7 protein-coding genes and 1 pseudogene are annotated in these 22,428 nt (G+C 61.8%); 4 read left to right on the forward strand and 4 right to left on the reverse strand.

Annotated elements, in window-relative coordinates:
* The first annotated feature begins 22 nt into the window (after positions 1 to 22).
* The 4 genes from pvdN (at position 23) to ACYZT1_RS17305 (ending at position 7,511) form a co-directional block, all read left to right on the forward strand.
* On the forward strand, positions 23 to 1,303 hold the full coding sequence (pvdN, locus tag ACYZT1_RS17290) for a pyoverdine-tailoring periplasmic protein PvdN (protein WP_462015896.1): 1,281 nt from the start codon (positions 23 to 25) through the stop codon (positions 1,301 to 1,303).
* A gap of 665 nt (positions 1,304 to 1,968) precedes the next feature.
* On the forward strand, positions 1,969 to 2,847 hold the full coding sequence (gene pvdO, locus ACYZT1_RS17295; RefSeq protein ID WP_462015897.1) for a dihydropyoverdine dehydrogenase: 879 nt from the start codon (positions 1,969 to 1,971) through the stop codon (positions 2,845 to 2,847).
* A gap of 257 nt (positions 2,848 to 3,104) precedes the next feature.
* Positions 3,105 to 4,754, forward strand: coding sequence for a cyclic peptide export ABC transporter (locus tag ACYZT1_RS17300; protein ID WP_462015898.1), 1,650 nt, complete (start codon positions 3,105 to 3,107; stop codon positions 4,752 to 4,754).
* A gap of 291 nt (positions 4,755 to 5,045) precedes the next feature.
* Entirely contained in the window at positions 5,046 to 7,511 is a 2,466-nt protein-coding gene (locus ACYZT1_RS17305; RefSeq protein ID WP_462015899.1) for a TonB-dependent siderophore receptor, read from the forward strand.
* A 249-nt stretch (positions 7,512 to 7,760) separates the two neighbouring features.
* Here ACYZT1_RS17305 and ACYZT1_RS17310 read toward each other — a convergent pair whose 3' ends face one another.
* The 4 genes and pseudogenes from ACYZT1_RS17310 to ACYZT1_RS17325 all read right to left on the reverse strand — a co-directional run.
* Complete coding sequence (locus tag ACYZT1_RS17310) at positions 7,761 to 8,717, reverse strand: alpha/beta hydrolase (protein WP_462015900.1); 957 nt, start codon at positions 8,715 to 8,717, stop codon at positions 7,761 to 7,763.
* Between the two features lie 71 nt (positions 8,718 to 8,788).
* A complete protein-coding gene (locus ACYZT1_RS17315; protein ID WP_462015901.1) occupies positions 8,789 to 20,551 on the reverse strand; it encodes an amino acid adenylation domain-containing protein in 11,763 nt (3,920 codons plus the stop codon).
* A complete protein-coding gene (locus ACYZT1_RS17320) occupies positions 20,551 to 20,940 on the reverse strand; it encodes a phosphopantetheine-binding protein (protein ID WP_462019271.1) in 390 nt (129 codons plus the stop codon). Before ACYZT1_RS17320 ends, ACYZT1_RS17315 begins: the two co-directional genes overlap by 1 nt.
* Positions 20,914 to 22,428, reverse strand: a pseudogene (locus ACYZT1_RS17325) (amino acid adenylation domain-containing protein); the annotation flags it as partial. The gene ACYZT1_RS17320 and the pseudogene ACYZT1_RS17325, both read right to left, overlap by 27 nt.

A 22,428-nucleotide genomic window follows, 5' to 3' on the forward strand; every position in this document is an offset into this window, starting at 1 on the left:
ACTGCAAAGGCGAGCCGAGCACATGACTAACCGTCGATCATTCCTCAAGCAGGCCGGTATTCTGGCGGCTGGCTTGCCCCTGAGTGCTGCCGTGAATCTGCCGGCAGTGGCTGTCAATTTACAGCCACTGCCCAGAGACAAATGGGCGCAATTGCGTCTGTTGTTCGACCAGGACCCGGACTACCTGCACCTCGCCAACTTTTTGGTGACGTCCCACCCTCGGCCGGTGCGTGAGGCGATTGAACGCCACCGCGCCAACCTGGATCGCAACCCGGGCCTGGCGATGGACTGGGACCTGGGCGAGACCGAACAACGCGAGCAGGCGGTTCGCGCCTGGGCCGGCCGCTACCTCAATGCCAAACCTGAGCAGATCGCGCTGACCGGCAGCACCACCGAAGGCTTGTCAATGATCTACGGTGGCATCCATGTGGGCCGGGACCAGGAAATCCTCACCAGCGAGCACGAACACTACGCCACCAACTACGCCTTGGGCTACCGCCAGCAGAAGGACGGGGTCAAGGTGCGCAAGCTCAAGCTCTTCCGCAACAGCCACAACGTGTCGGCGGATGAGGTGCTGGGCTCGATCGCCAAAGGCATCCGCCCGAAAACCCGCGTGCTGGGCATGACCTGGGTGCAGTCCGGCAGCGGCGTGAAACTGCCGATTGGTGAGATCGGCAAACTGGTGGAGGAGCGCAATCGCAACCGTGACGAGAAGGACCGCATCCTGTATGTGGTCGACGGGGTTCACGGTTTCGGCGTTGAAAACCTCGACTTTCCCGACATGCACTGCGATTTCTTCATCGCCGGTACCCACAAATGGATGTTCGGCCCACGCGGCACCGGGATCATCTGCGCCCGTTCCGCCGAACTCAAGGACGTCACGCCAACCATTCCAACCTTCTCCGTAGCAACAACGTTCTCGACCATCATGACCCCCGGCGGCTATCACTGCTTCGAACACCGCTGGGCCCTGGACGAAGCCTTCAAGCTGCATCTGGAGCTGGAAAAAGCCGAGGTGCAGGCGCGGATCCATGCGCTCAACACTTTTGCGAAAAACCGGCTGCTGGAACATCCCCAGATCGAACTGGTGACGCCCAAGAGCCCGGACTTGTCTGCCGGTTTCACCTTCTTCCGGGTCAAAGACCGCGACTGCGAAAAAATCGCCGCCCGGTTGATGGAAAACCGTGTGGTCTGCGACTCGGTCGACCGCGACGTCGGACCGGTGATCCGCATCGCACCAGGCCTGCTCAACACCGAGAGGCACATCGACCGCTTCATGGCCCTGCTGCGCAAGATCGCATGACCCTGTGGCAAGGAAGCTTCCGTGGCTTGAGGGCTTTTGTGGCAAGGAGATTTCCGTGGTGAGGGTCTTTTGTGGCGAGGGGGCTCGCCCCCGTTCGGCTGCGAAGCAGTCGCAAAATCTGCTGGCACGATGTATCTGAAGAAATGCCGGGGGCGGCTGCGCCACCCAACGGGGGTAAACCCCCTCGCCACAGAAGCCCCGATCCACAGGCTAGCCCCCTCACCACAGAAGTCCCGATCCACAGGCTAGCCCCCTCGCCACCGTGACTCCGCTTTCCTTCCAATCGAGACGACAGATGAACCGAGATCCATTAATCGCGCCCTTCAGGGTAGTCGCCCTGACCGCCCTCCAACTCCGAGAGCAATATCGACCGTTTCATGGCCCTGCTGCGCAAGATCGCATGACCCTGGGGCAAGGAGATTTCTGTGGTGAGGGTCTTTTGTGGCGAGGGGGCTCGCCCCCGTTCGGCTGCGAAGCAGTCGCAAAATCTGCTGGCACGATGTATCTGAAGAAATGCCGGGGGCGGCTGCGCCACCCAACGGGGGTAAACCCCCTCGCCACAGAAGCCCCGATCCACAGGCTAGCCCCCTCACTACAGAAGCCCCGATCCGCAGGCTAGCCCCCTCGCCACCGTGACTCCGCTTTCCTTCCAATCGAGACGACAGATGAACCGAGATCCATTAATCGCGCCCTTCAGGGTAGTCGCCCTGACCGCCCTCCTCGCCGGTCTGCTGCCGACCACCGCCCAGGCGGCCACTTCCGCGCACCCCGGCAAAGTATTCAAGGACTGTCGCGACTGCCCGGAAATGGTCGTGCTGCCCGCCGGCACCTTCACCATGGGCACGCCAGACGAAGAAGTCGGTCGGGAACCCGACGAAAGCCCCATGCACGAGGTGACCTTTGCCAAACCGTTCGCCATGAGCCGGTTCCAGGTCACCGCCGGTGAATGGGACAGCTACGTGCGCGAGAGTGGCGTGACCATCGCCAACGGCGATACGCGGCCGGGTCGCGAATGTGTCGCCAGCAAACCGCGTTACCCACAAGGCCCGCGTCAGCCGGCGGTGTGCATGAACTTCGATGACGTAAAAAACTACGTCGCCTGGCTCTCGAAAAAGACCGGGCAGCAGTACCGCATGGTCAGCGAAGCCCAACGCGAATACGCCGCGCGCGGCGGCACCAAAGGACCGTTCCCGTTCCCGTTCGATGATGGCAAGGCATACAGCATCAGCAAGCATGCCAACACTTACGGTCCGGCGGACGGTTACAGCCACAGTTCGCCGGTCGGCAGCTACCCACCCAACGCATTCGGTCTGTACGACATGCACGGCAATGTCTACGAATGGGTCGAAGACTGCGAGCACCCGGACTACATTGGCGCTCCAACCGACGGCAGCGCCTGGGTCGAGCCCGACTGCGAAGCGGTGCGTATTCGCGGTAACGACTGGGGTGAAGCGCCGGTGTTCTCCCGCTCGGGCAACCGCAATAGCCAATACCGGCAAGAGCGTGGCGACTGGATGGGGTTCCGAATCGTGCGTGAGCTCTAGGCCCCCCCTCATTAATTGCACAATTAATGGAATCCCCTGTAGGAACGAGACTGCTCGCGAAGGCGGACGAACAGTCGACATTTGTTTGACTAGAAGTCAGTCATCGCGAGCAGGCTCGCTCCCACAGGGTATGCGTAGTGTCAGTGATTTTTGCTATTGCCCCGCAGCCCTCACCGCCAGTCGGCGACCTTGTAAATTACCCCCTCGATCAGCCGTTCTACTGGGTATCTGCCTTTATACCCAAGGAACTGTTTTCCATGACCCAGCCTCCCCGTGGCGCCATCGGCGAGTTGTTCGCCCTGTTGAAACCGTTCCGACTCATCGTCGCCGCGTCTATTTTCCTGGGCATGGTCGGCGGCTTGAGCGTCACGGTGCTGCTGGCGACCATCAACAATGCCCTGCATTCGGACACCGGCCTGACCCAGGGCGTCGTCACCCTGTTTGCCGGCCTGTGCCTGTTGGCGCTGCTGAGCTCGATCTGTTCGGACATCGGCACCAATTACGTTGGCCAGCACATCATCGCCAGGCTGCGCAAAGAGCTCGGTGAAAAAGTCCTGTCGGCGCCGATTGAACAAATCGAACGCTATCGCAGCCATCGCTTGATTCCGGTACTGACCCACGACGTCGACACCATCAGCGACTTCGCCTTCGCCTTCGCCCCGCTGGCGATTTCCGTGACCGTGACCTTGGGGTGCATGGGCTACCTGGCCATCCTGTCGTGGCCAATGTTCCTGATCATGATCGCCGCGATCCTGATCGGCACATCGATCCAGGCTTACGCCCAAAGTAAAGGAGTGCAGGGCTTCATGGCCGCCCGGGATGCTGAAGACGAACTGCAGAAGCACTACAACGCGATTGCCGAAGGCGCCAAGGAACTGCGGATACACCGTCCGCGTCGCCAGCGCATGTTTGTCTCGGGCATCAAGGCCACAGCCGAATTCATCTGCAACACCCAGGTCCGTTCGATCAACACCTTCGTCATCGCCAAGACCTTCGGCTCGATGCTGTTCTTCGTGGTCATCGGCCTGGCGCTGGCGTTGCAAACCTTTTGGCCAAGCGCCGACAAGACCGTCATGAGTGGCTTCGTGCTGGTGCTGCTGTACATGAAAGGCCCGCTGGAGCATTTGATCAGCACGTTGCCAATTGTCAGCCGTGCGCAGATTGCCTTCCGCCGGATCGCCGGGTTGTCGGAGCAGTTTTCCACCCCCGAACCCCATCTGCTGCTCAGCGATAAAGGCAACGTCAAGCACGCGGTGCACGAACTGAAACTGGCCGATGTGGGTTTCAGCTTCCCGGCGGCCGACGGCGCTGCACCTTTCCAGCTCGGGCCGGTAAATCTGACGATCCAGCAAGGCGACATCACCTTTATTGTCGGCGAGAACGGGTGCGGCAAGACCACGCTGATCAAATTGCTGCTGGGTCTGTACACGCCACAACAAGGCGAGATCCGCGTCAACGGCGAGGCGATCGATGCGCAGAATCGTGATGATTACCGCCAGTTGTTCACCACGATCTTTGCTGACTACTACCTGTTCGATGATGTGGTTCAGGGCGATCAGCACATTCCCGAAGACGCCAACAAATACCTGCAACGCCTGGAGATCGCGCACAAGGTCAGCGTCAAGGACGGCAACTTCACCACCACCGACCTCTCCACCGGCCAGCGCAAACGCCTCGCGTTGGTCAATGCCTGGCTCGAAGAACGTCCGGTGCTGGTGTTCGATGAGTGGGCGGCCGACCAGGACCCGACCTTCCGCCGGATTTTCTATACCGAACTGCTGCCGGATCTCAAACGCCTGGGCAAAACCATCATCGTAATCTCCCACGATGACCGCTACTTCGACGTAGCAGACCAGTTGGTGCGGATGCAAAGCGGCCGGGTGGTCACCGAACTGGCACCGGCCTGATTGCGCACACGAGGAGATTACCTGTGGCGATGGGGCTTGCCCCCATTCGGCTGCGCAGCAGTCGTAAAACCTGTGTGCTCGGTATGACTGACTGGCGCTGGGGGCCGCTTCGCAGCCCAACGGGGGCAAGCCCCCTCGCCACAGGAATCACCCTCACCACGAAACGGCGTTGTTTGTCCTTTGTGAAATTTATTTGACGGGTTTCTTTCCGGTTTTTGGTTTGTGCCGCGTCTAATAATCATTCTTATTAACAAAAACTCTAATCGACAATTTCAGGAGCTCAGGTAAGTAATGCGATCTCTACCACCCCGCACACCTCTCGCGCTGGCCGTAAAACGCCCGGCTTTGCATCGCGCCCTGTTCACCAGCGTTCTGCTGACCGCTACCTTGTTCGGGAGCTCGATGGCCAATGCTGCGGCTGTAAAAGTGAATATTGCCGGGCAGCCGCTGTCCAGCGCGCTGACCGAGCTGGGCATGCAGACCAACCTGCAGATTCTGTACAGCCCTGACCAGGTCGCCGGCATCAAGTCCCGTGCCGTGTCCGGTTCTCTGGAACCGTCCGAGGCGCTGAGTGCTTTGCTCAAAGGCACCGGCATCTCGTTTCAGATCAATGGCAACAGCGTCACCCTGGTTTCCGGTGGCGGTTCAACTGTGCAACTGGGCGCTACCACCATTTCCGGCCAGGCCCTTGGCCTGACTACGGAAGACACTGACTCCTACACCACCGGCGCCACCACAACCGCGACCAAGCTGCCGCTGACCCTGCGCGAAACGCCGCAATCGGTGACGGTGGTGACGCGTCAGCAAATGGACGATCGTGGTGTACAGAGCGTTGGCGATGCCTTGCGCAATACCCCCGGCATCACGTCGCAGAAATACGACAGTGACCGCACCGAATTTTCCGCCCGTGGCCAGGCCATCACCAATTTCCAATACGATGGCGTCAATACCATCTACGACGGTGTGTACGGTGAAAACCCGAACAACAGCGACGACTCGGCCAGCCTGGACCATATCGAAGTCATCAAAGGCGCAACCGGCCTGATGACCGGTACCGGCGACCCTTCCGCCACGGTCAACCTTATCCGCAAGAAGCCGACCAGGGAATTCAAGGCCTCGGTCAGCGCCACCGCCGGCCGCTGGGACAAATACCGTGCGGAAGGCGACATTTCCGGCCCGCTGACCGATTCCGGCAACGTGCGCGGCAGATTCGTGACCGTGTATCAGGACGCCAACTCGTACCTGGATCACTACAGCCAGAAGAAAGATTTGTTTTACGGCGTCCTTGAAGCCGACCTGACCGACGACACCCTGCTGACCTTCGGCATCGACCGGTCCAGCGCGACCCCGCGCGGTTCGTCCTGGACCGGTAACCCGACGTACTTCGCCGATGGCGGGCGTACCGAGTTTCCGCGTCACTTCAACCCGGCTGCCGACTGGAGCCGTCGTGATTTCGACAGCACCACCTACTTCGCATCGCTGGAACAAGCGCTGGCCAATGACTGGAAACTCAAAGTCAGCCTGGACCAGAAAACCACCGATCACGACACGCGACTGGCCTCGGCCAGCGGCGGCAACCCGGACCGCGTTACCGGTGAAGGCATGTTCATGTACTGGGGTCGCTGGGAAGGCCATCGCGTGCAGAACACTGCTGACGTGAACGTCTCCGGTCCCTTCAGCCTGGGCGGTCGTGAGCACGAACTGGTCGCCGGTGTCATGGCATCCCACTCGCGTCAGACCGGTGCGACCTACGACACCAGCGCGTTCTCTCAGGTGCCGGGCAGCATTTATGACTGGAACGGCGAACTGGCGAAGCAGGATTTCCCGAAGAACGGCAAATACGAACGCACCCAGAGCCAGAACGGTGTTTACCTGGCCACGCGCCTGCGTCCCACCGATGACCTGTCGTTCATCCTCGGTACCCGTCTGAGCACTTTCAAGTACAGCGAAGACTACAGCTACTACCCGGGCGCCAACCAGACCGACACCCACGCCAGCTACAAGGAACATGGTGTCGTCACCCCTTACGCCGGTGTGGTTTACGACCTGAACGACACGTACTCCGCGTACGCCAGCTACACCAATATCTACCAGCCGCAAATCTACAAGGACGCCACTGGGTCCACCCTGGAGCCGGTAGAAGGCAACGCTTACGAGACCGGCCTTAAAGCGGCCTACTTCGAAGGCAAGCTGAACGCCAGCCTGGCGTTTTTCCGCATCGAACAGGACAACGTCGCTGAATCGATCGGCACCAACCCGGTCACCAACGAAGGCATCTACAAAGCCATCGACGGCGCTACCACCAAGGGCGTGGAACTGGAACTGGCCGGTGAACTGGCCGACGGCTGGAACCTGTCCGCCGGGTACACCTACGCCCGTACCCGCGACCAGGACGAGCAACGGATCTTCGGCTACCCCCTGTCCACCACCCGCCCTGAACATGTCGTGCGTACCTTCACCACTTACCGTTTGCCAGGTGTGATGAACAAGTTCACCGTCGGCGGCGGCGTGAGCTGGCAGAGCGCGTTCTACGGCAAGATCTACAGCGCCAACGTGGGCGACTACACCCGGATCAGGCAAGGTGGCTATACCCTCGTGGACCTGATGACCCGTTACCAGTTCGACGACCACCTGAGCTTCACCGTCAATGCCAACAACGTCTTCGACAAGAACTACCTGACGGGCCTGGGCAACTTCGATACCACCTTCTACGGCGAGCCGCGTAACGTGCAAGTCACCGCGAAGTATGATTTCTGAGTCGTGAGCTGGAATGAAAAATGCCTGTGTCGTGAGATGCGGGCATTTTTTTGGGCTGGTAGATGCGTGTTGAATGTCAGGCCGCCATCGCGAGCAAGCTCGCTCCCACATGGGATCTTCAGTGTTCACAAAACCCCTGTGGGAATTAGCTTGCTCGCGATGGCGCCCGTCAAGCCAACCCAGAACAACTGCCGGACACAAAAAAACCGCCACCCCTGATCCAGGCATGGCGGTTTTTTTCATTTCAACTCAAACCCGCAAACGCACCCACCCCGCCACTTGCGAGTGAATCCCTTCCACCTCCCCTAACAACCCCGCCATGCGCATGAAATCATGGGTCATTCCCGGCTGCTCCAGTAACGTCACTTCATTGCCCGCCGCGCGCAACAAGTCGGCATACGCCACCCCTTCGTCACGCAACGGATCGTACCCGGCCAGGTACACCAGCGCCGGCGCCATGCCTGAAAGATCAGGCGCCAGCAGCGGCGAGCAACGCCAATCCGCAAGGTCCTCTGCCGTGCGTGCGTAATGCGCGTAGAACCAGTCCAGCGTTGGCGTCTCCAGCAAATAGCCTTCGGCGAAATCACGATGGGATGCGCGCTTTGTGGTCGCATCCGTCACCGGGTACAGCAGGACCTGCGCCTTGGGTTTCAAGGTCAGTTCCGCAGGCTCACGCACCGCCATGATCGACAGCACCGTGGCCAGTGTCGCGCCCACGCTGTCACCGACCAACGCCACCCGGTTTGCATCCAGCCCCCGCGCCGCGCCTTCGCGCACCAGCCAGTTGCCGGCATCGCAGGCGTCCTGCACTGGCGTCGGGAAACGCCACTGCGGCGCCAGTCGATACTCCACGGTCAGTAACGCAAACCCGCCCTGCGAGGCGAGTCGCCGGCACAGCGCATCATGGGAATCGAGGCTGCCAACCACATAACCACCGCCATGGAAATACAACACCACTGGCTGCAAGCCGTCGACCGGTGGCCCATCGCGATACAACCGCGCCGACAGACTGTGGCCGTCCCGTGCAGTCAAGGTGAAGTTCTCGCAGACCACGTTGTCCAGGGGTACATCGAGAAATCCGGAGGAGGTTTCAAAATCGATCCGCGCCTGTTGGGGCGACTGTTCATGCATCGCACGACTTTTGCCGGTCAGCCGGCCGAACTCGGCGAGTTCGAGAAATGCTTCAAGTTCTGGCAAAACCGCCATGGACAAATCCTTCTACATATCAGGTCAATACTGTTGCTTTTGCATGAGCGGTGTGGGCTGTGTAGGAACCGTCAGGCAATTACCAAACGTTGTTCCAGCAAGCCTTCAAGCTCATCGAGCAACTGATCACCGCGCAGCAGTTCGTAGTGCCCGCCCGCCAACAGGCGATCAACACCATGGCTGCCGACCTGGGCCTCGAACACCCGGCGCTCGTCGTCGCGTTCGGCCACCCACCAGCGATGGGCCCAAGCCTGGATCGTCGGCAGATGACGATGCGCCAGCGCCAGATGTTTGAGGCGTAAGCCGGTGGCGAAGATATGCGCAAGCTCAGCCGCGCCCAATGCGGCCTGTTCGTCGGAACCGTGCAACGCGGCTTCGATGACGGCGGTGCAACCCTCGCGTTCACCCAAGCCATCGGTTTCCAGCGCCATCAAGGCTTGAGCCTCATTAGCGGGCAAACCAAGCACAAATTTGAGGAAATCGCTCAGGTCTTCGCGCCAGTCCCCCGCTTCTGCGGCGCCAGCCACGTAGCTGTCAACGAGCCCGGCAAACGCCACGGCTTCGCCCTGATTTTCAAGTTCGTGAGCGACCAGTTGCGTCAACGCACCACCCAACGACCAGCCCAGCAAGTAATACGGCCCCTTGGCCTGCTGAGCACGAATCCGGTGCGCATAGGCCTGGGCCATCGCTAAAAGCGACTCGTCCTGCCAGTGCGGGTCCAGCAGCATGCGGCATTGCACGCCGTACACCGTGCGCCGGCCTTCCAGTCGCCGCGCCAGCGGTTCGTAGTCGAACACCGTGCCGAACCCGGCGTGCAGGCAAAACAGCGCCGGCACATTCGGGATCCGTGCATTCAGCGCCAGCAGAGGATCCGGCGCAGCCGAGGGTTCGGCGGTCTGATAGCCACTGAGTTCGGCAATGGATGGCTTCTGCATCAGGTCCCGCAGCTTCATTTCAAAGCCCGGTTGTGACTGACTGCGTACCCTCGAGATGACTTTCAGCACCTGCAAGGAATCCCCGCCCAGCTCGAAGAAGTTGTCGTCGATGCCCACTTGCGGCACGCCGAGCACCTCTTGCCAGATGGCGGTCAGCGCCGTCTCCAGTGCATTGCGTGGCGCGCGATAGCCGCCAAGTGCCCATTCCGGCGTCGGCAGCGCGCGACGATCGAGCTTGCCGTTGGCCGATAGCGGGAAACGCTCCAACACAATGATGCGCGCCGGCACCATGTAATCGGGCAGTTGCGCTTGCAGTTCGGATTTCACGCGACGATCCAGCCCGACAGCACCTGCCGCCACCACATAGCCAACCAATTGCTTGCCGGTGGGCGTGTCGTGCACCACCACGGCGGCCTCCTGCACGTCCGGACACTCACGCAGACGCGCCTCGATTTCGCCCGGTTCGATGCGGAAACCCCGGATCTTCACCTGCTGATCGAGACGCCCCAGGTAGTCGATCAACCCGCATTCGCGCTGGCGCACCAGGTCGCCGGTACGGTACATGCGGCCGCCTGCCTCAAACGGATCGGGGATGAAACGCTCGGCGCTCATGCCGGGACGCTGGTGATACCCGCGCCCCAGGCATTCGCCACCCAGATACAACTCACCACTGACACCGACCGGCAACGGATTGAGGTCGGCATCCAGCACATACACACCACGCCCGGCCACACCGCGCCCGATCGGTGCATAGGCGGCGTCGCAGGTGTCGCTGGCTTCGGCACGCCACAGCAGCGGCGTAACCACGGTTTCGGTCGGGCCATAACCGTTGACCAGACGCTGCGGACGCAAGGCACGCTTGACCTGCTCGAAGCTGGCCTGCGGCACTGCATCGCCGCCAAAGCAATACACCTGGACCGCGGGCGGATTGCCCAGACGCTCGGCCACTTCGGCCATCTGTTGCAGGTACGCCGGCGGAAAGCAGGCGACGGTGACGGCATGACGCTGCATCACTTCCAGGGTTTGCTCAGGGGTCCACACACTGTCATCGCGGATGACCAGACTGCCCCCGGCCAACATCACACTCAACCAACGCTCTTGCGCGCCGTCGAAGGCGAATGACATGAAGTGCAACTCACGGCTGCGCGACGCCAGTTCGTAGAGTTCGATGATGCCGCGGCAATGCCGGGCAATGGGTCCACGCGCCACGGCCACGCCTTTCGGTTGGCCGGTGGAACCGGAGGTGTAAATCAGGTACGCCAAGTGCCCCGGCAAAGGATGGGAAACCGGGCACGCGACGTTGTCGGCAATGCTCAATTGATCCAGCAACAGGCGTGGCGGGCTGTCGGCCCAAGTCAGTCGATCACCCAGATCGCTGTCACAGAGCAACAGGCTGGCCGCCGAATCGCTCAACAGCCAGGTCAGTCGTTCAGTCGGGTACGCCAGGTCCAAAGGCAGATACGCCGCGCCTGCTTTGAGCACTGCGAGGAACGCGACGATCGTGCGTTCGGAACGCGGCAATGCCACCGCCACCAGGCTCTCCGGGCCGATACCGCGATCGATCAAGTGCTGCGCCAGCCCATTGGCCTGCGCCTCAAGTTCGGCATAACTGATGTCCCGATCTTCACAGATCAAGGCGATTTTCTGCGGCTGCGCTTTTACGTGCAAAGTGAACGCATGCAGCAAATCAGCGCTGTCATCGCACGCCTGCGGCAAGCTTAAACGTGCCTGCGGCAAGCCAATATTGCCGAGCAGACACGAGGCATCTTCAGGCAACGCACGCAGCAACCCTTCCAACTGCGCACGGATTCGTTCCACTTCTACATCACTGAAGCGATCACGCAGGAACAGGTATTCGACTTCCAGACCTTCCTCGTTGGCACTGACCATCAGGTCCATCGGGAAGTTAGTGACGCCGCCGCTGCCGACTTCGGCAAAGCGCAGTTCCCCTTCCTCGCCCCCTTTCAAGGCTCGGTCCACCGGATGGTTTTCGAACACGATGATGCTGTCGAACAGACCCTGGCCACCTTGGCCGGCCCAGCGCTGAATGTCCGACAGCGGTGTGTGCTCGTAGTCGCGGACCCTCAGGTTGTAATCCTGCAAGTCGCGCAACCACTCGCCCAACGGTTGTTGCGGATCGAGTGTTTGAATGACAGGCAAGGTATTGATGAACAGGCCGAGCATGTCCTGCGCACCGGCAAGCCCCGTTGGACGCCCCGCAACCGTGGCGCCGAACGCGACGCTGCGTTGACCGCTGTGGCGTTGCAGCAACAACAGCCACGCACCTTGCACCAGCGTGTTCAGTGTCACGCGCTGACGCTTGGCGAAGGTGTGCAGTTTGCGCGTGGCTTGGGCGTCGAGGTTGCTGTACATCACGCCGTGACCGGAACCTGTTGCACCCGAAGCCTTGGCCAGAATGGTCGGCTCTTCGAGCAGCGTAAGGCGTTCACGCCAGAAGCCTTCAGCCTGTGCACCGTCCTGGCGTTGCAGCCAGGCGATGTAGTCGGCGTAACGACCGGTCAGGGTTGGCAGGCTGTCGTTGTGATACAGGCGCAGCATGTCGCCCAGCAGACGCGAGGCGCTCCAGCCGTCGAGCAACAGGTGATGGTAAATCCAGATCATCTGGTAGCGGTCATCACCCAGACGCACCAGGATGAAACGCATCAACGGCGGGCAGCTCAGATCGAAGCCCTTGGCCTGTTCCGCCGCTGCCAGTTCGCTCAGCGCCTGTTCGGTGTCGCTACGCTCGCGCCAGTCGAGTTCCTTGATCGGCAACTCGACGTCGGCAAACACTGCTTGCAGCGGATCAGCCAACCCGTCGCGCCAGCGGAACGCCGCGCGCAGCACTTCATGACGCGCAACCAACGTCTGCCAGGCCGCGCGGAAACGCGGCAGCTGCAAACCGTCGACCGCCACGCTCAACTGGTTGACGTAGGGGTTGAGCTCCGGTGAATCGAGGCAATGGAACAACATGCCTTGCTGCATCGGCGACAGCGGATACAAATCCTGCAGACCTTCACGGGCGGCGATATCGATGTGCGGCACCAGCGAAAACGCGTCGACGTTGGGTGCTTCGATCAGCGTTGCTCCACGGCTGCTGGCCACTGTGGCCAACGCACGAATGGTTTGCTGCTCGAACAGTTGTTTGGGACTGAACACCAGCCCGCGCTGCCCGGCACGGCTGACCGCCTGCAGCGAGATGATCGAATCACCGCCCAGCTCGAAGAAGTTTTCGGTGACGCCCAGCGAATCCACGCCCAACAGTTCCTGCCAGATCTCAACCAGCAATGCTTCGGCGGGCGACGCGGCAGGCACGTGATCGTGGTTCTGCCGAGTGGCCTGCGGCGCTGGCAGGCCCTGGCGATCGAGCTTGCCGTTCGGCGTCAGTGGCAGCGCGGCCAGGCACATCAAATGCGCCGGCAACATGTGCGCCGGCAGCCGGCTGCGCAGATGAGCCGTCAGCGCCTCACGCAACGCCGGTTCATCGGCGAGCGGATCGCGGGGTACCACGTAACCGACCAACTGCCGGTTGACCGGGCCTTCGCGATCAATCACCAAGGCTTCACGCACGCCGTCATGTTCCAGCAGGCAGGCTTCGATCTCGCCGAGCTCGATGCGGAACCCGCGAATTTTCACTTGCTGGTCGATGCGGCCGAGGTATTCGACGACGCCGTCGGCACGGAACCGTGCAAGGTCGCCACTGCGATACAAGCGGCCGCCGGGCACAAACGGGTCCGGTACGAAACGTTCAGCGGTCAGCTCCGGACGTTGATGGTAACCACGGGCAACTCCTTCGCCGCCCAAGTACAACTCGCCCGCGATGCCGACCGGCACCGGCTGCAGACCGCCATCCAGAATATAGGCGCTGCGATTGCCGACCGGCCGACCGATTGGCATGAACGCTGAATCGAATTCGGTATCCGGGTATGCCAGCCAGATCAGCGGCGTGATCACCGTTTCGGTCGGGCCGTATCCGTTAATCAGGCGCTTGGGTTGCAGCACCTGCTGGACTTCATCGAACGCATGCCGGGCCATGCCCTCACCACACGGGGTGTACGAACGGATCGGCAAGTCACGCCCCGCTTCGCCCATGAAATCGGCAATCTGCGAGAGATAAGTCGGGGTGAAGCAGGCGATGGTGATGCCGTGTTTTTCGATCTCGGCGCAGGTGCGCTCCACGCTCCACAATTCGTCATCGCGCGGCATCACCGCCGAACCGAACATCAGTGGCGTCAGCCAACGCTCGTGGGCGCCGTCGAAACTGATCGAGGCGAATTGCAGTTCGCGATCGTCCGGGGTCATGCCGTACAACTCGCCAATCGACAGGCAATGCATGGCCAGCGGACCGTGGGCCACGCTGACGCCTTTCGGCCGGCCCGTGGAGCCCGAGGTGTAAATCAGATACGCCAGGTTTTCGCCGCAGGTCAGGTTGACCGGGTTAGTGTCCACCATGAGTTCCAGCGGCTCGCGGTCGATTTCCAGTACCGGCAGGCCTTCGGGCAACGGCAGTTTTTCACGTAACCACGATTGGCTGACCATCAGCGAAATGCCGCTGTCTTGCATCAGGTAGCGCAGGCGTTCCGTCGGGTAAGCCGGGTCCAGTGGCACGTAAGCTCCGCCAGCCTTGAGGATCGCCAGCAAGCCAACGATCATGTCCGGCGAACGCTGCATGGCCAGACCAACCCTCACTTCCGGGCCAATGCCCAGCGCGCGAAGACGATGGGCCAGTTGATTGGCGCGGCGGTTGAGCTGGTCGAAGCTCAGTTGCAGATCGTTGAAGATGAGCGCGGTGGCGGCCGGTCGGACGAGCGCCTGGGCCTCGATCAACTGATGCACGCAGAGCGGATTTTCTGCCGCGGTAAACGCCGGATTCCAATCGATCAACTGTTGTGTGCGTTCCGTCGCAGTCAGCAGGTCCAGTTCACTCAATGCAGCCTGTGGCGCGGCGACCATCGCCGCCAGTAACGCGGCCAGATGCTCGCTCATGCGAACGATGGCTTCGTTGCTGAAATGCCCACACTGGTAGCTCCAGCTCAGGCTGAGTTGCCTTTCGGCAGTGGCCGCCAGGGTCAGCGGGAAGTTGGTGCGCTCATGGTTCTGTGGAATCGAAAAGCTCAAACCCGCCGGCGCGCCCTGTTGCAGCGCTTCGGCCAGCGGGAAGTTTTCGAACACCAACAGGCTGTCGAACAGTGGCTCGCCGGCACGCCCGGCCCAGCGCTGAATGTCACTCAATGCGGTGAACTCATGCTCACGCAGTGCCAGGTTCTGCGCCTGTAAACGGGTCAGCCACTGGGCGACGCTTTCCACCGCGTCCGGGCTGCTGATCACCGGCAAGGTGTTGATGAACAGGCCGAGCTGGCTTTCAGCCCCCGGCAAATCTACCGGACGTCCTGCCACGGTCGCGCCGAACGCGACACTGCGTTGGCCGCTATAGCGCTGCAACAGCAGTGCCCAGGCCCCTTGCACCAGCGTGTTGAGCGTGACTTTGTGCCGACGGGCAAATTCGCTGAAGCGCTGGCTGGCAGCGACATCGAAGGTCTGGCGATGGTCGGCAAATTCCGTTGCCGACAGGTTTTTGCGGTCGCCATGGGCCAGGCTCTGCGCCAGCAAAGTCGGGTTGTCGAGGGACGCCAGTTGCTCACGCCAGAAGATCTCGTCCGCCTGGGCATCCTGACGTTGCAGCCAGCCGATGTAATCGGCAAAACGCCCGGTCGGCGCCTGCACCTCTTGCCCGGCATAACGCTGCAAGACTTCGCCCAACAGCAGTGAATTACTCCACCCATCGAGCAACAGGTGATGGTGGGTATAGATCAGTTGCTGACGCTCATCGTCGAGGCGCACCAGAGTCAGGCGCATCAGCGGTGCCCGGGTGGGATCGAGTTGCAGGCGTTCGCTGTCGATCAACTGCGTCAGCGCTGCAGCCTGACCGCTGCGGCTGCGCCAGTCGAGGCAGGTCAACGGCAATTGCAGATGACGATGGACCACTTGCACCGGCGCTTCGAAGCCGTCCGGAAAGTGGAAGCTGCTGCGCAGGATCGGATGAGTGTCGAGCACCGCTTGCCACGCGCGGCCGAGACGCCCGGCATCGAGCCCCCGGACTTCGACACTGAGTTGATTGACGTAGGCGCCGGGCGCCGACTCGTACACGCTGTGGAACAGCAAACCGGCCTGCATCGGCGACAGCGGATACAGGTCTTCGATTTGCGCCGGCGACACCGGCAAGCCATCGAGTTGTGCCTGGCTTAGACGGGCCAACGGGAAGTCCGCCGGGGTCACGCCGCCCGCACTTTCGCCCAGGCAATGGGCGATCAGCGCCAACAACTCGCGTTGATAATCCGCAGCCAGCGCTTCGATTTCACTTAGGTCGAAGCATTCGCGGCTAAAGGTCCAGTCGAGCTTGAGTTCACCGCCATAGACCTGACCGTCCACCGACAGCCAGTTAGGCAACGGTGCGTCCGCCGACTGCGCAGCGCCGCTGGACTGCGTGGCAGGTTTGAACAGTGCGTTTTCGGCGAAGCTCTGATCGAACTGGCCGAGGTAGTTGAACGTCACCCGCGCTTGCGGCAGAGCGGCCAACGCCGATTGGCTCGAGGCATCGCCCATGTAGCGCAGCAGGCCGTAGCCCATGCCTTTGCCTGGGATTTCGCGCAGTTGCTGCTTGATGGCCTTGATTGAACCGCCAAGGTCAACGGTCGGCGTCAGGCGCACCGGGAACAGGCTGGAGAACCAGCCGACGGTGCGGGTCAGGTCGATATCGTCGAACAGTTCTTCGCGGCCGTGCCCCTCGAGCTGAATCAGCACTGAGGCGTCGCCGGTCCAGCGGCTGAGGGTGCGGGCGAGCGCGGTCAGCAGCAGATCGTTGACCTGCGTGCGATAGATCGCTGGCGCCTGTTGCAGTAACTGGCGAGTCTGTTCGCGGTCCAGGCCAATGCTGACGCCCTGTCGCAAGTACCCGGCCTGGCTGGCCTGGGCCTTGGCGGCTGGCAGCGAATCATTCGCCCCGCTCAGCTGCGCCCGCCACCAGCCCAGTTCGGCGGCAGCGGCTTGGGAACGCGCGTAGGCGTCGAGTTTTTCGGCCCAGACCTGGAAGGCGCTGGTTTTTGGCGGCAGGTCTTGTCCCTGGTAAGCCGCCTGCAAATCTTCCAGCAACACCCGCCACGACACACCGTCAACGGCCAGGTGATGGATCACCAGCAGCAAACGCTGGGAACCATCGGCCTGAGCAATCAGCGCCACGCGCAGCAACGGCCCGTCCTGCAGACTGAGGCTGCGCTGCGCTTCGTCGCACACCGACTCCAGCGATTCATTGCTGGCGACCCGGGCGGTCCAGAGCATGTCGATGACATCGCAACTGTCGGCCCCGACGTAGCGTGCCGACCATTGGCCGTCGAGCTGGCTGAAGCGCAAACGCAACGCATCGTGTTGCCTGAGCAGGCGTTGCAACGCCGCTTGCAGACGCGGCAATTCAACGGTTTCACGCGGCGTCAGCAGCACCGCCTGGTTCCAGTGCGCGCGTTGCGGGATCGGCTCGTCGAAGAACCAGCGCTGGATCGGCGTGAGTTTTTGCAGGCCTTCCACCGGCCCCTGCGGTGCCAGCGCAGCGGCCTGTTCCTTGACCACGGCGGCCAGCGCTTGCAAAGTTTGCTGCTGGAACAGATCACGGGGTTGCAGGCTCAGACCGGCACGGCGCGCGCGGCTGACCACCTGGATCGAAATAATCGAGTCGCCGCCCAGTTCGAAGAAATTGTCCTGACGCCCGACTTGCTCCACGCCCAACACGTCCCGCCAGATCTGCGCCAGCACCTGCTCGTGTTCACTGCGCGGTGGTTCGAAGGCGCGCAGGCTGACTTGCGCGGTCGGCGCCGGCAGGCGATTGCGGTCAAGTTTGCCGTTGGGGCTCAGGGGCATTTGCTCGATCAGCACCGTCTGCGCCGGCACCATGTAATCCGGCAGGCTAGCGAGCAGATAGGTTTTCAGGGCTTCACGCCAAACGCCTTGCAGCTCGGCATCGACGCTGACCAATGCACGGTCACGCGGCACGATGTACGCCACCAGTTGCTTGCCGCTCGGGCCATCGAGCGCAATCACCACGGCTTCCTGCACATCGGCATGTTCTTGCAGGCGCGCTTCGATTTCACCCAGCTCGATGCGCAACCCGCGAATCTTCACCTGGTGGTCGATACGTCCGCAGTAGTCGATGGCGCCGTCGGCGCGATAACGCGCCAAATCACCGGTGCGGTACAGACGCTCGCCGCTGCCAAACGGGTCGAGCACGAAACGCTCGGCGGTCAGCGCACCACGACGGTGGTAACCGCGCGCCAGACCAACGCCGCCCAGGTACAACTCGCCCACCGCGCCCAGCGGCAACGGTTGCAGTTCGCTGTCGAGGATGCACGTGCGCAGGTTGGCGATCGGTCGGCCGATCGGCACGCTGTCGCGGCCCTCTTCCACGCACGTCCAGTGGGTCACGTCGATGGCCGCTTCGGTCGGTCCGTAGAGGTTGTACAGATGGGCTTGCGGCAAGCTGCGCAGGGTCTGGCGTTGCAGTTCCACCGGCAGCGCTTCACCACTGCAGATGATCCGTTGCAGTGAGGTACAGGCCAGCGCCTCGTCGGCACCGATAAACGCCGAGAGCATCGACGGCACGAAGTGCAGCGTGGTAATCCCCTGCTCGACGATCAATGCGGCGAGACGTTGCGGATCACGATGCTCGTCGGGCGCGGCGATGACCAGGGTGGCGCCCTTCATCAGCGGCCAGAAAAACTCCCACACCGACACGTCGAAACTGAACGGGGTTTTTTGCAGCACCCGGTCACTTGGCAGCAAGTTGTAGGCTTGCTGCATCCACTCCAGACGATTATGCAGCGCCACATGACGGTTGCCCGCGCCCTTGGGTTTGCCGGTGGAGCCGGAGGTATAGATCACATAGGCGAGGTTTTCTGCGATGGCAAGGTTGGGCAGATCAGTGCCCGGCAAGTCGTTCAGCCAATCGGCCTCGGCATGCAGGCACAGGGTGCGCACGTGGTCCGGCGTCGGCAGTTGCGCCAGCAAATGTGCCTGGGTCAGCAGCAACGAAATACCGCTGTCTTCGATCATGTAACTCAAGCGATCAAGCGGGTATTGCGGGTCCAGCGGCACATAGGCGCCACCGGCCTTGAGAATCGCCAGCAGACCCACGACCATTTCAAACGAACGGTCGCAGGCAATGCCCACCAGCACTTCCGGGCCGACACCCTGTGCGCGCAAGTGATGGGCCAGGCGATTGGCGCGCAGGTTCAGCTCGGCGTAACTCAGGGACTGGCCTTGAAACACCAGCGCTGTCGCCGCTGCGTTTTCAGCCACACGTTCTTCGAAATGCCGATGCACGCAGACTTCGCCCGGATAGGCCTGAGCGGTGTTGTTGAGGTTGTCGAGGATGCGCAGACGCTCGTCGGCCTCCAGCAACGGCAACTCGGCGAGCGGGCATTGCGGGTTCGCCAACACCCCGGCCAACAGGTTTCGCCAGTGACGTGCGAGGTGCTCGATGCGTTCAGCGTCGAACAAATCGGTGGCATAGGTCAGGCTGGCGAATAACTTGTCGCCCTCCTCCTGTGTGTCCAGTTGCAGGTCGAATTGCGTGGTGTGCGCCGTGGCATTCAGCGCCTCGACACGCAGGCCGACGAGCAAGCCGGTGACCGCCGCCGGTTTGGCTTGCTGGTGGTTGAACATCACCTGGAACAGCGGGCTGTGGCTCAGGCTGCGTTCACCTTGCAACGCTTGCACCAGCCGCTCGAAGGGCAACTCCTGATAACCCTGAGCATCGAGCGATGCCGCGCGAGTCTGGTCGAGCAACTGGCTGAACGGCAGACGTCCATGGAGCTCGGCACGCATCACCTGGGTATTGACGAAGAAGCCGATCAGGCCACGGGTTTCTCCACGATTACGGTTGGCAATCGGTACGCCGATGCGCAGATCGGACTGGCCACTGTAGCGATAGAGCAGCGCCTGAAAACTCGCCAGCAACAACATGAACGGCGTGACGCCACGCTGTTTGGCCAGGGCCATCAGGGCGCTGGCCAGCTGGGCATCGAGGGCGAAATCCAGACGCGCACCGCGCTGGCTCGGCTGCGCCGGACGTGGACGGTCGCTGGGCAATTCGAGCAACGGTTGCTCATTGCCCAGCGTGTCGCGCCACCAGTTGAGTTGACGCTCCAGCTCGCCAGCTTCCATCCAGCGACGTTGCCACATCGCGTAGTCCGAATATTGAATCGGCAATGCTTCAAGCGCAGTGTTCCGGCCTTGGCAATACGCGGTGTACAGCCGAGAAAACTCCTCAACCAACACGCCCATCGACCAGCCATCGGTGACGATGTGATGCAGAGTCAGTAACAGCACGTGTTCTTCGGTGTCGAGCTGCAACAAAGTGACCCGCAACAGCGGACCGTGCTGAAGATCAAACGGTCGGGCGATTTCCTGCTCGACGATTTTCATCGCCTGATCGAAACGCTGCTCTTGAGGTGCGCCGCGCAAGTCGAGTTGCTCGATGGGCAGCGAGGTGAACCCGGCCAGTGTTTGCACCACCTGCCCGTCGTCCTCGACAAAACGGCTGCGCAGGCTCTGATGCCGTTCCAGCAACAGGTCGAAACTCTGTTGCAGTGCCACGACATTTAACAGCCCGTGCAAACGCAACACAGCCGGAATGTTGTACGCCGGGCTCTGCGGATCAAGCTGCCAGAGGAACCATTGACGCTGCTGCGCGTACGACAGTTCGAACGTCGTTTGCGGCTCGGTAGCAGGTGGAATCGGCAGTTGTCCGAAGCTCACGCCCTGCTCTTGCATGCGTTGCAAAAACTCGCGACGTTTGTCGGCGGGCAAGCTGGCGAAGCGCGCGGCGATGCGCTGGGCAGTGGTGTGTTCCATCAGTTGATCTCCATCTCGTCGAGAAGCGACTCAAGCGCATCAAGACGTGCATCGTTGTCAGCCGGGGCTTGTTGTCCGGCCAGGGCGGCATAAGCCTGAAGGTCGGGGGATTCGAACAGCGCGCGCAGCGGCAGCTCGATGCCCAGCTCCAGTTCCACACGGGCGCTGGCCTGGGCGGCGAGCAGTGAATGCCCGCCCAATTCAAAGAAGTTGTCGCATCGCCCGATCTGCGCCACGCCCAGCACATCGGCCCAGATGGCGGCCAGTTGCTGCTCAAGCTCGCCCTCGGGGGCTTCGAACGGACGCAGCCATTGCCGGGCATCCGGCCGCGGCAGCGCTTTACGGTCAAGCTTGCCGTTGGCGGTCAGTGGCAAGGTATCCAGCAGCATCCAGTGGCTGGGTACCATGTAGTCCGGCAGATCGACCTTGAGCGCGGCGCGCAGGTTGTCGCGCCAGGCGATCGGGTCGTGCGGCGTTTGCTCGGCCACGACATAGGCGCAGAGTTGCGGGTCGCCGTCGCCGGCTTGCACGCTCAACACCGCTTGGCACACGCCCGGTTGGGCGAGCAATGCAGCCTCGATTTCGCCCAGCTCGATACGGAAACCACGGATCTTCACTTGCTGGTCGATGCGGCCGAGGTAATCGATGCTGCCGTCGGCACGCTGACGCGCCAGGTCGCCGCTGCGATAGAGCCGCTGCGAGGCCGCGAACGGGTTCGGCACAAAACGTTCCGCAGTCAGGCCGAAGCGTCCGTGATAACCTCGGGCCAGACCGGCGCCGGCGATGTACAACTCCCCCGCCACACCCACCGGCACTGGCTGCAACTGGCTGTCGAGCAGGTACCAGCGCAGGTCGCGGATTGGCAGGCCGATCGGGCTTTGGGCTTTGCCATCGAGATCCGCCAGGCCTATCGCACGGTAAGTCACGTGCACCGTGGTTTCGGTAATGCCGTACATGTTGACCAATGTTGGCTGGCGGTCGCCGAAGCGTTCGAACCAGGGACGCAGGCTCGCGACGTCGAGCGCTTCACCGCCGAAAATCACCTGGCGCAGCGCCATATCCCGTTCGCTTGCGCAAGCAATCGGCTGCAGTTGGCGGAACGCGGTTGGCGTCTGGTTCAACACCGTCACGCCTTCGTCGCACAGCAAGCGATGAAATTGCTGCGGCTCGCGGCTGATGTAGTACGGCACGATCACCAGACGCCCGCCAGTGCACAGCGAACCAAACAGCTCCCACACCGAGAAGTCGAACGCGTACGAATGGAACAACGTCCAGACATCGTCCGGGCCGAAGTTGAACTCACCCGCGGTGGCCGTAAGCAGGCGCCCGACGTTGCCATGGCTGAGCAATGCACCTTTGGGCCGGCCAGTGGAACCGGAGGTGTAGATCACGTAGGCGAGGTTGTCCGGAGTCGCCAGCGCCGGCAGGTTGCCGTCGCTGACGGCGTCCGGTTGCAGCGATTCCAGGCTCAGCACCTGCACGCCATCGTGGCTGGGCAGACCGTCGATCAAATGTTGTTGAGTGAGCAGCAGGGTGATGCCGCTGTCTTCGATCATGTAACCCAGGCGTTCGGCCGGGTATTGCGGATCGAGCGGCACATAGGCGCCACCAGCCTTGAGAATGGCCAACAAACCGATCACCAGTGGCATCGCCCGCTCGGTCGCGATGCCAACCCGCACTTCAGGGCCGACGCCCAGCTCGCGGAGTTTGCGCGCCAGTTGGTTGGCCCGGGCATTGAGCGCGGCGTAGGTCAGTTGCTCGCCTTCGTGAACCAGCGCGATGGCGTTCGGTTGTTGGGCGACTTGCGCTTCAAATAACTGATGCAGGGTCAGCGACGACGGTTGTGCCTGAAACGCGGGATTCCAGTGCTGCAACAA

The organism is Pseudomonas sp. PB3P13, assembly GCF_054897735.1.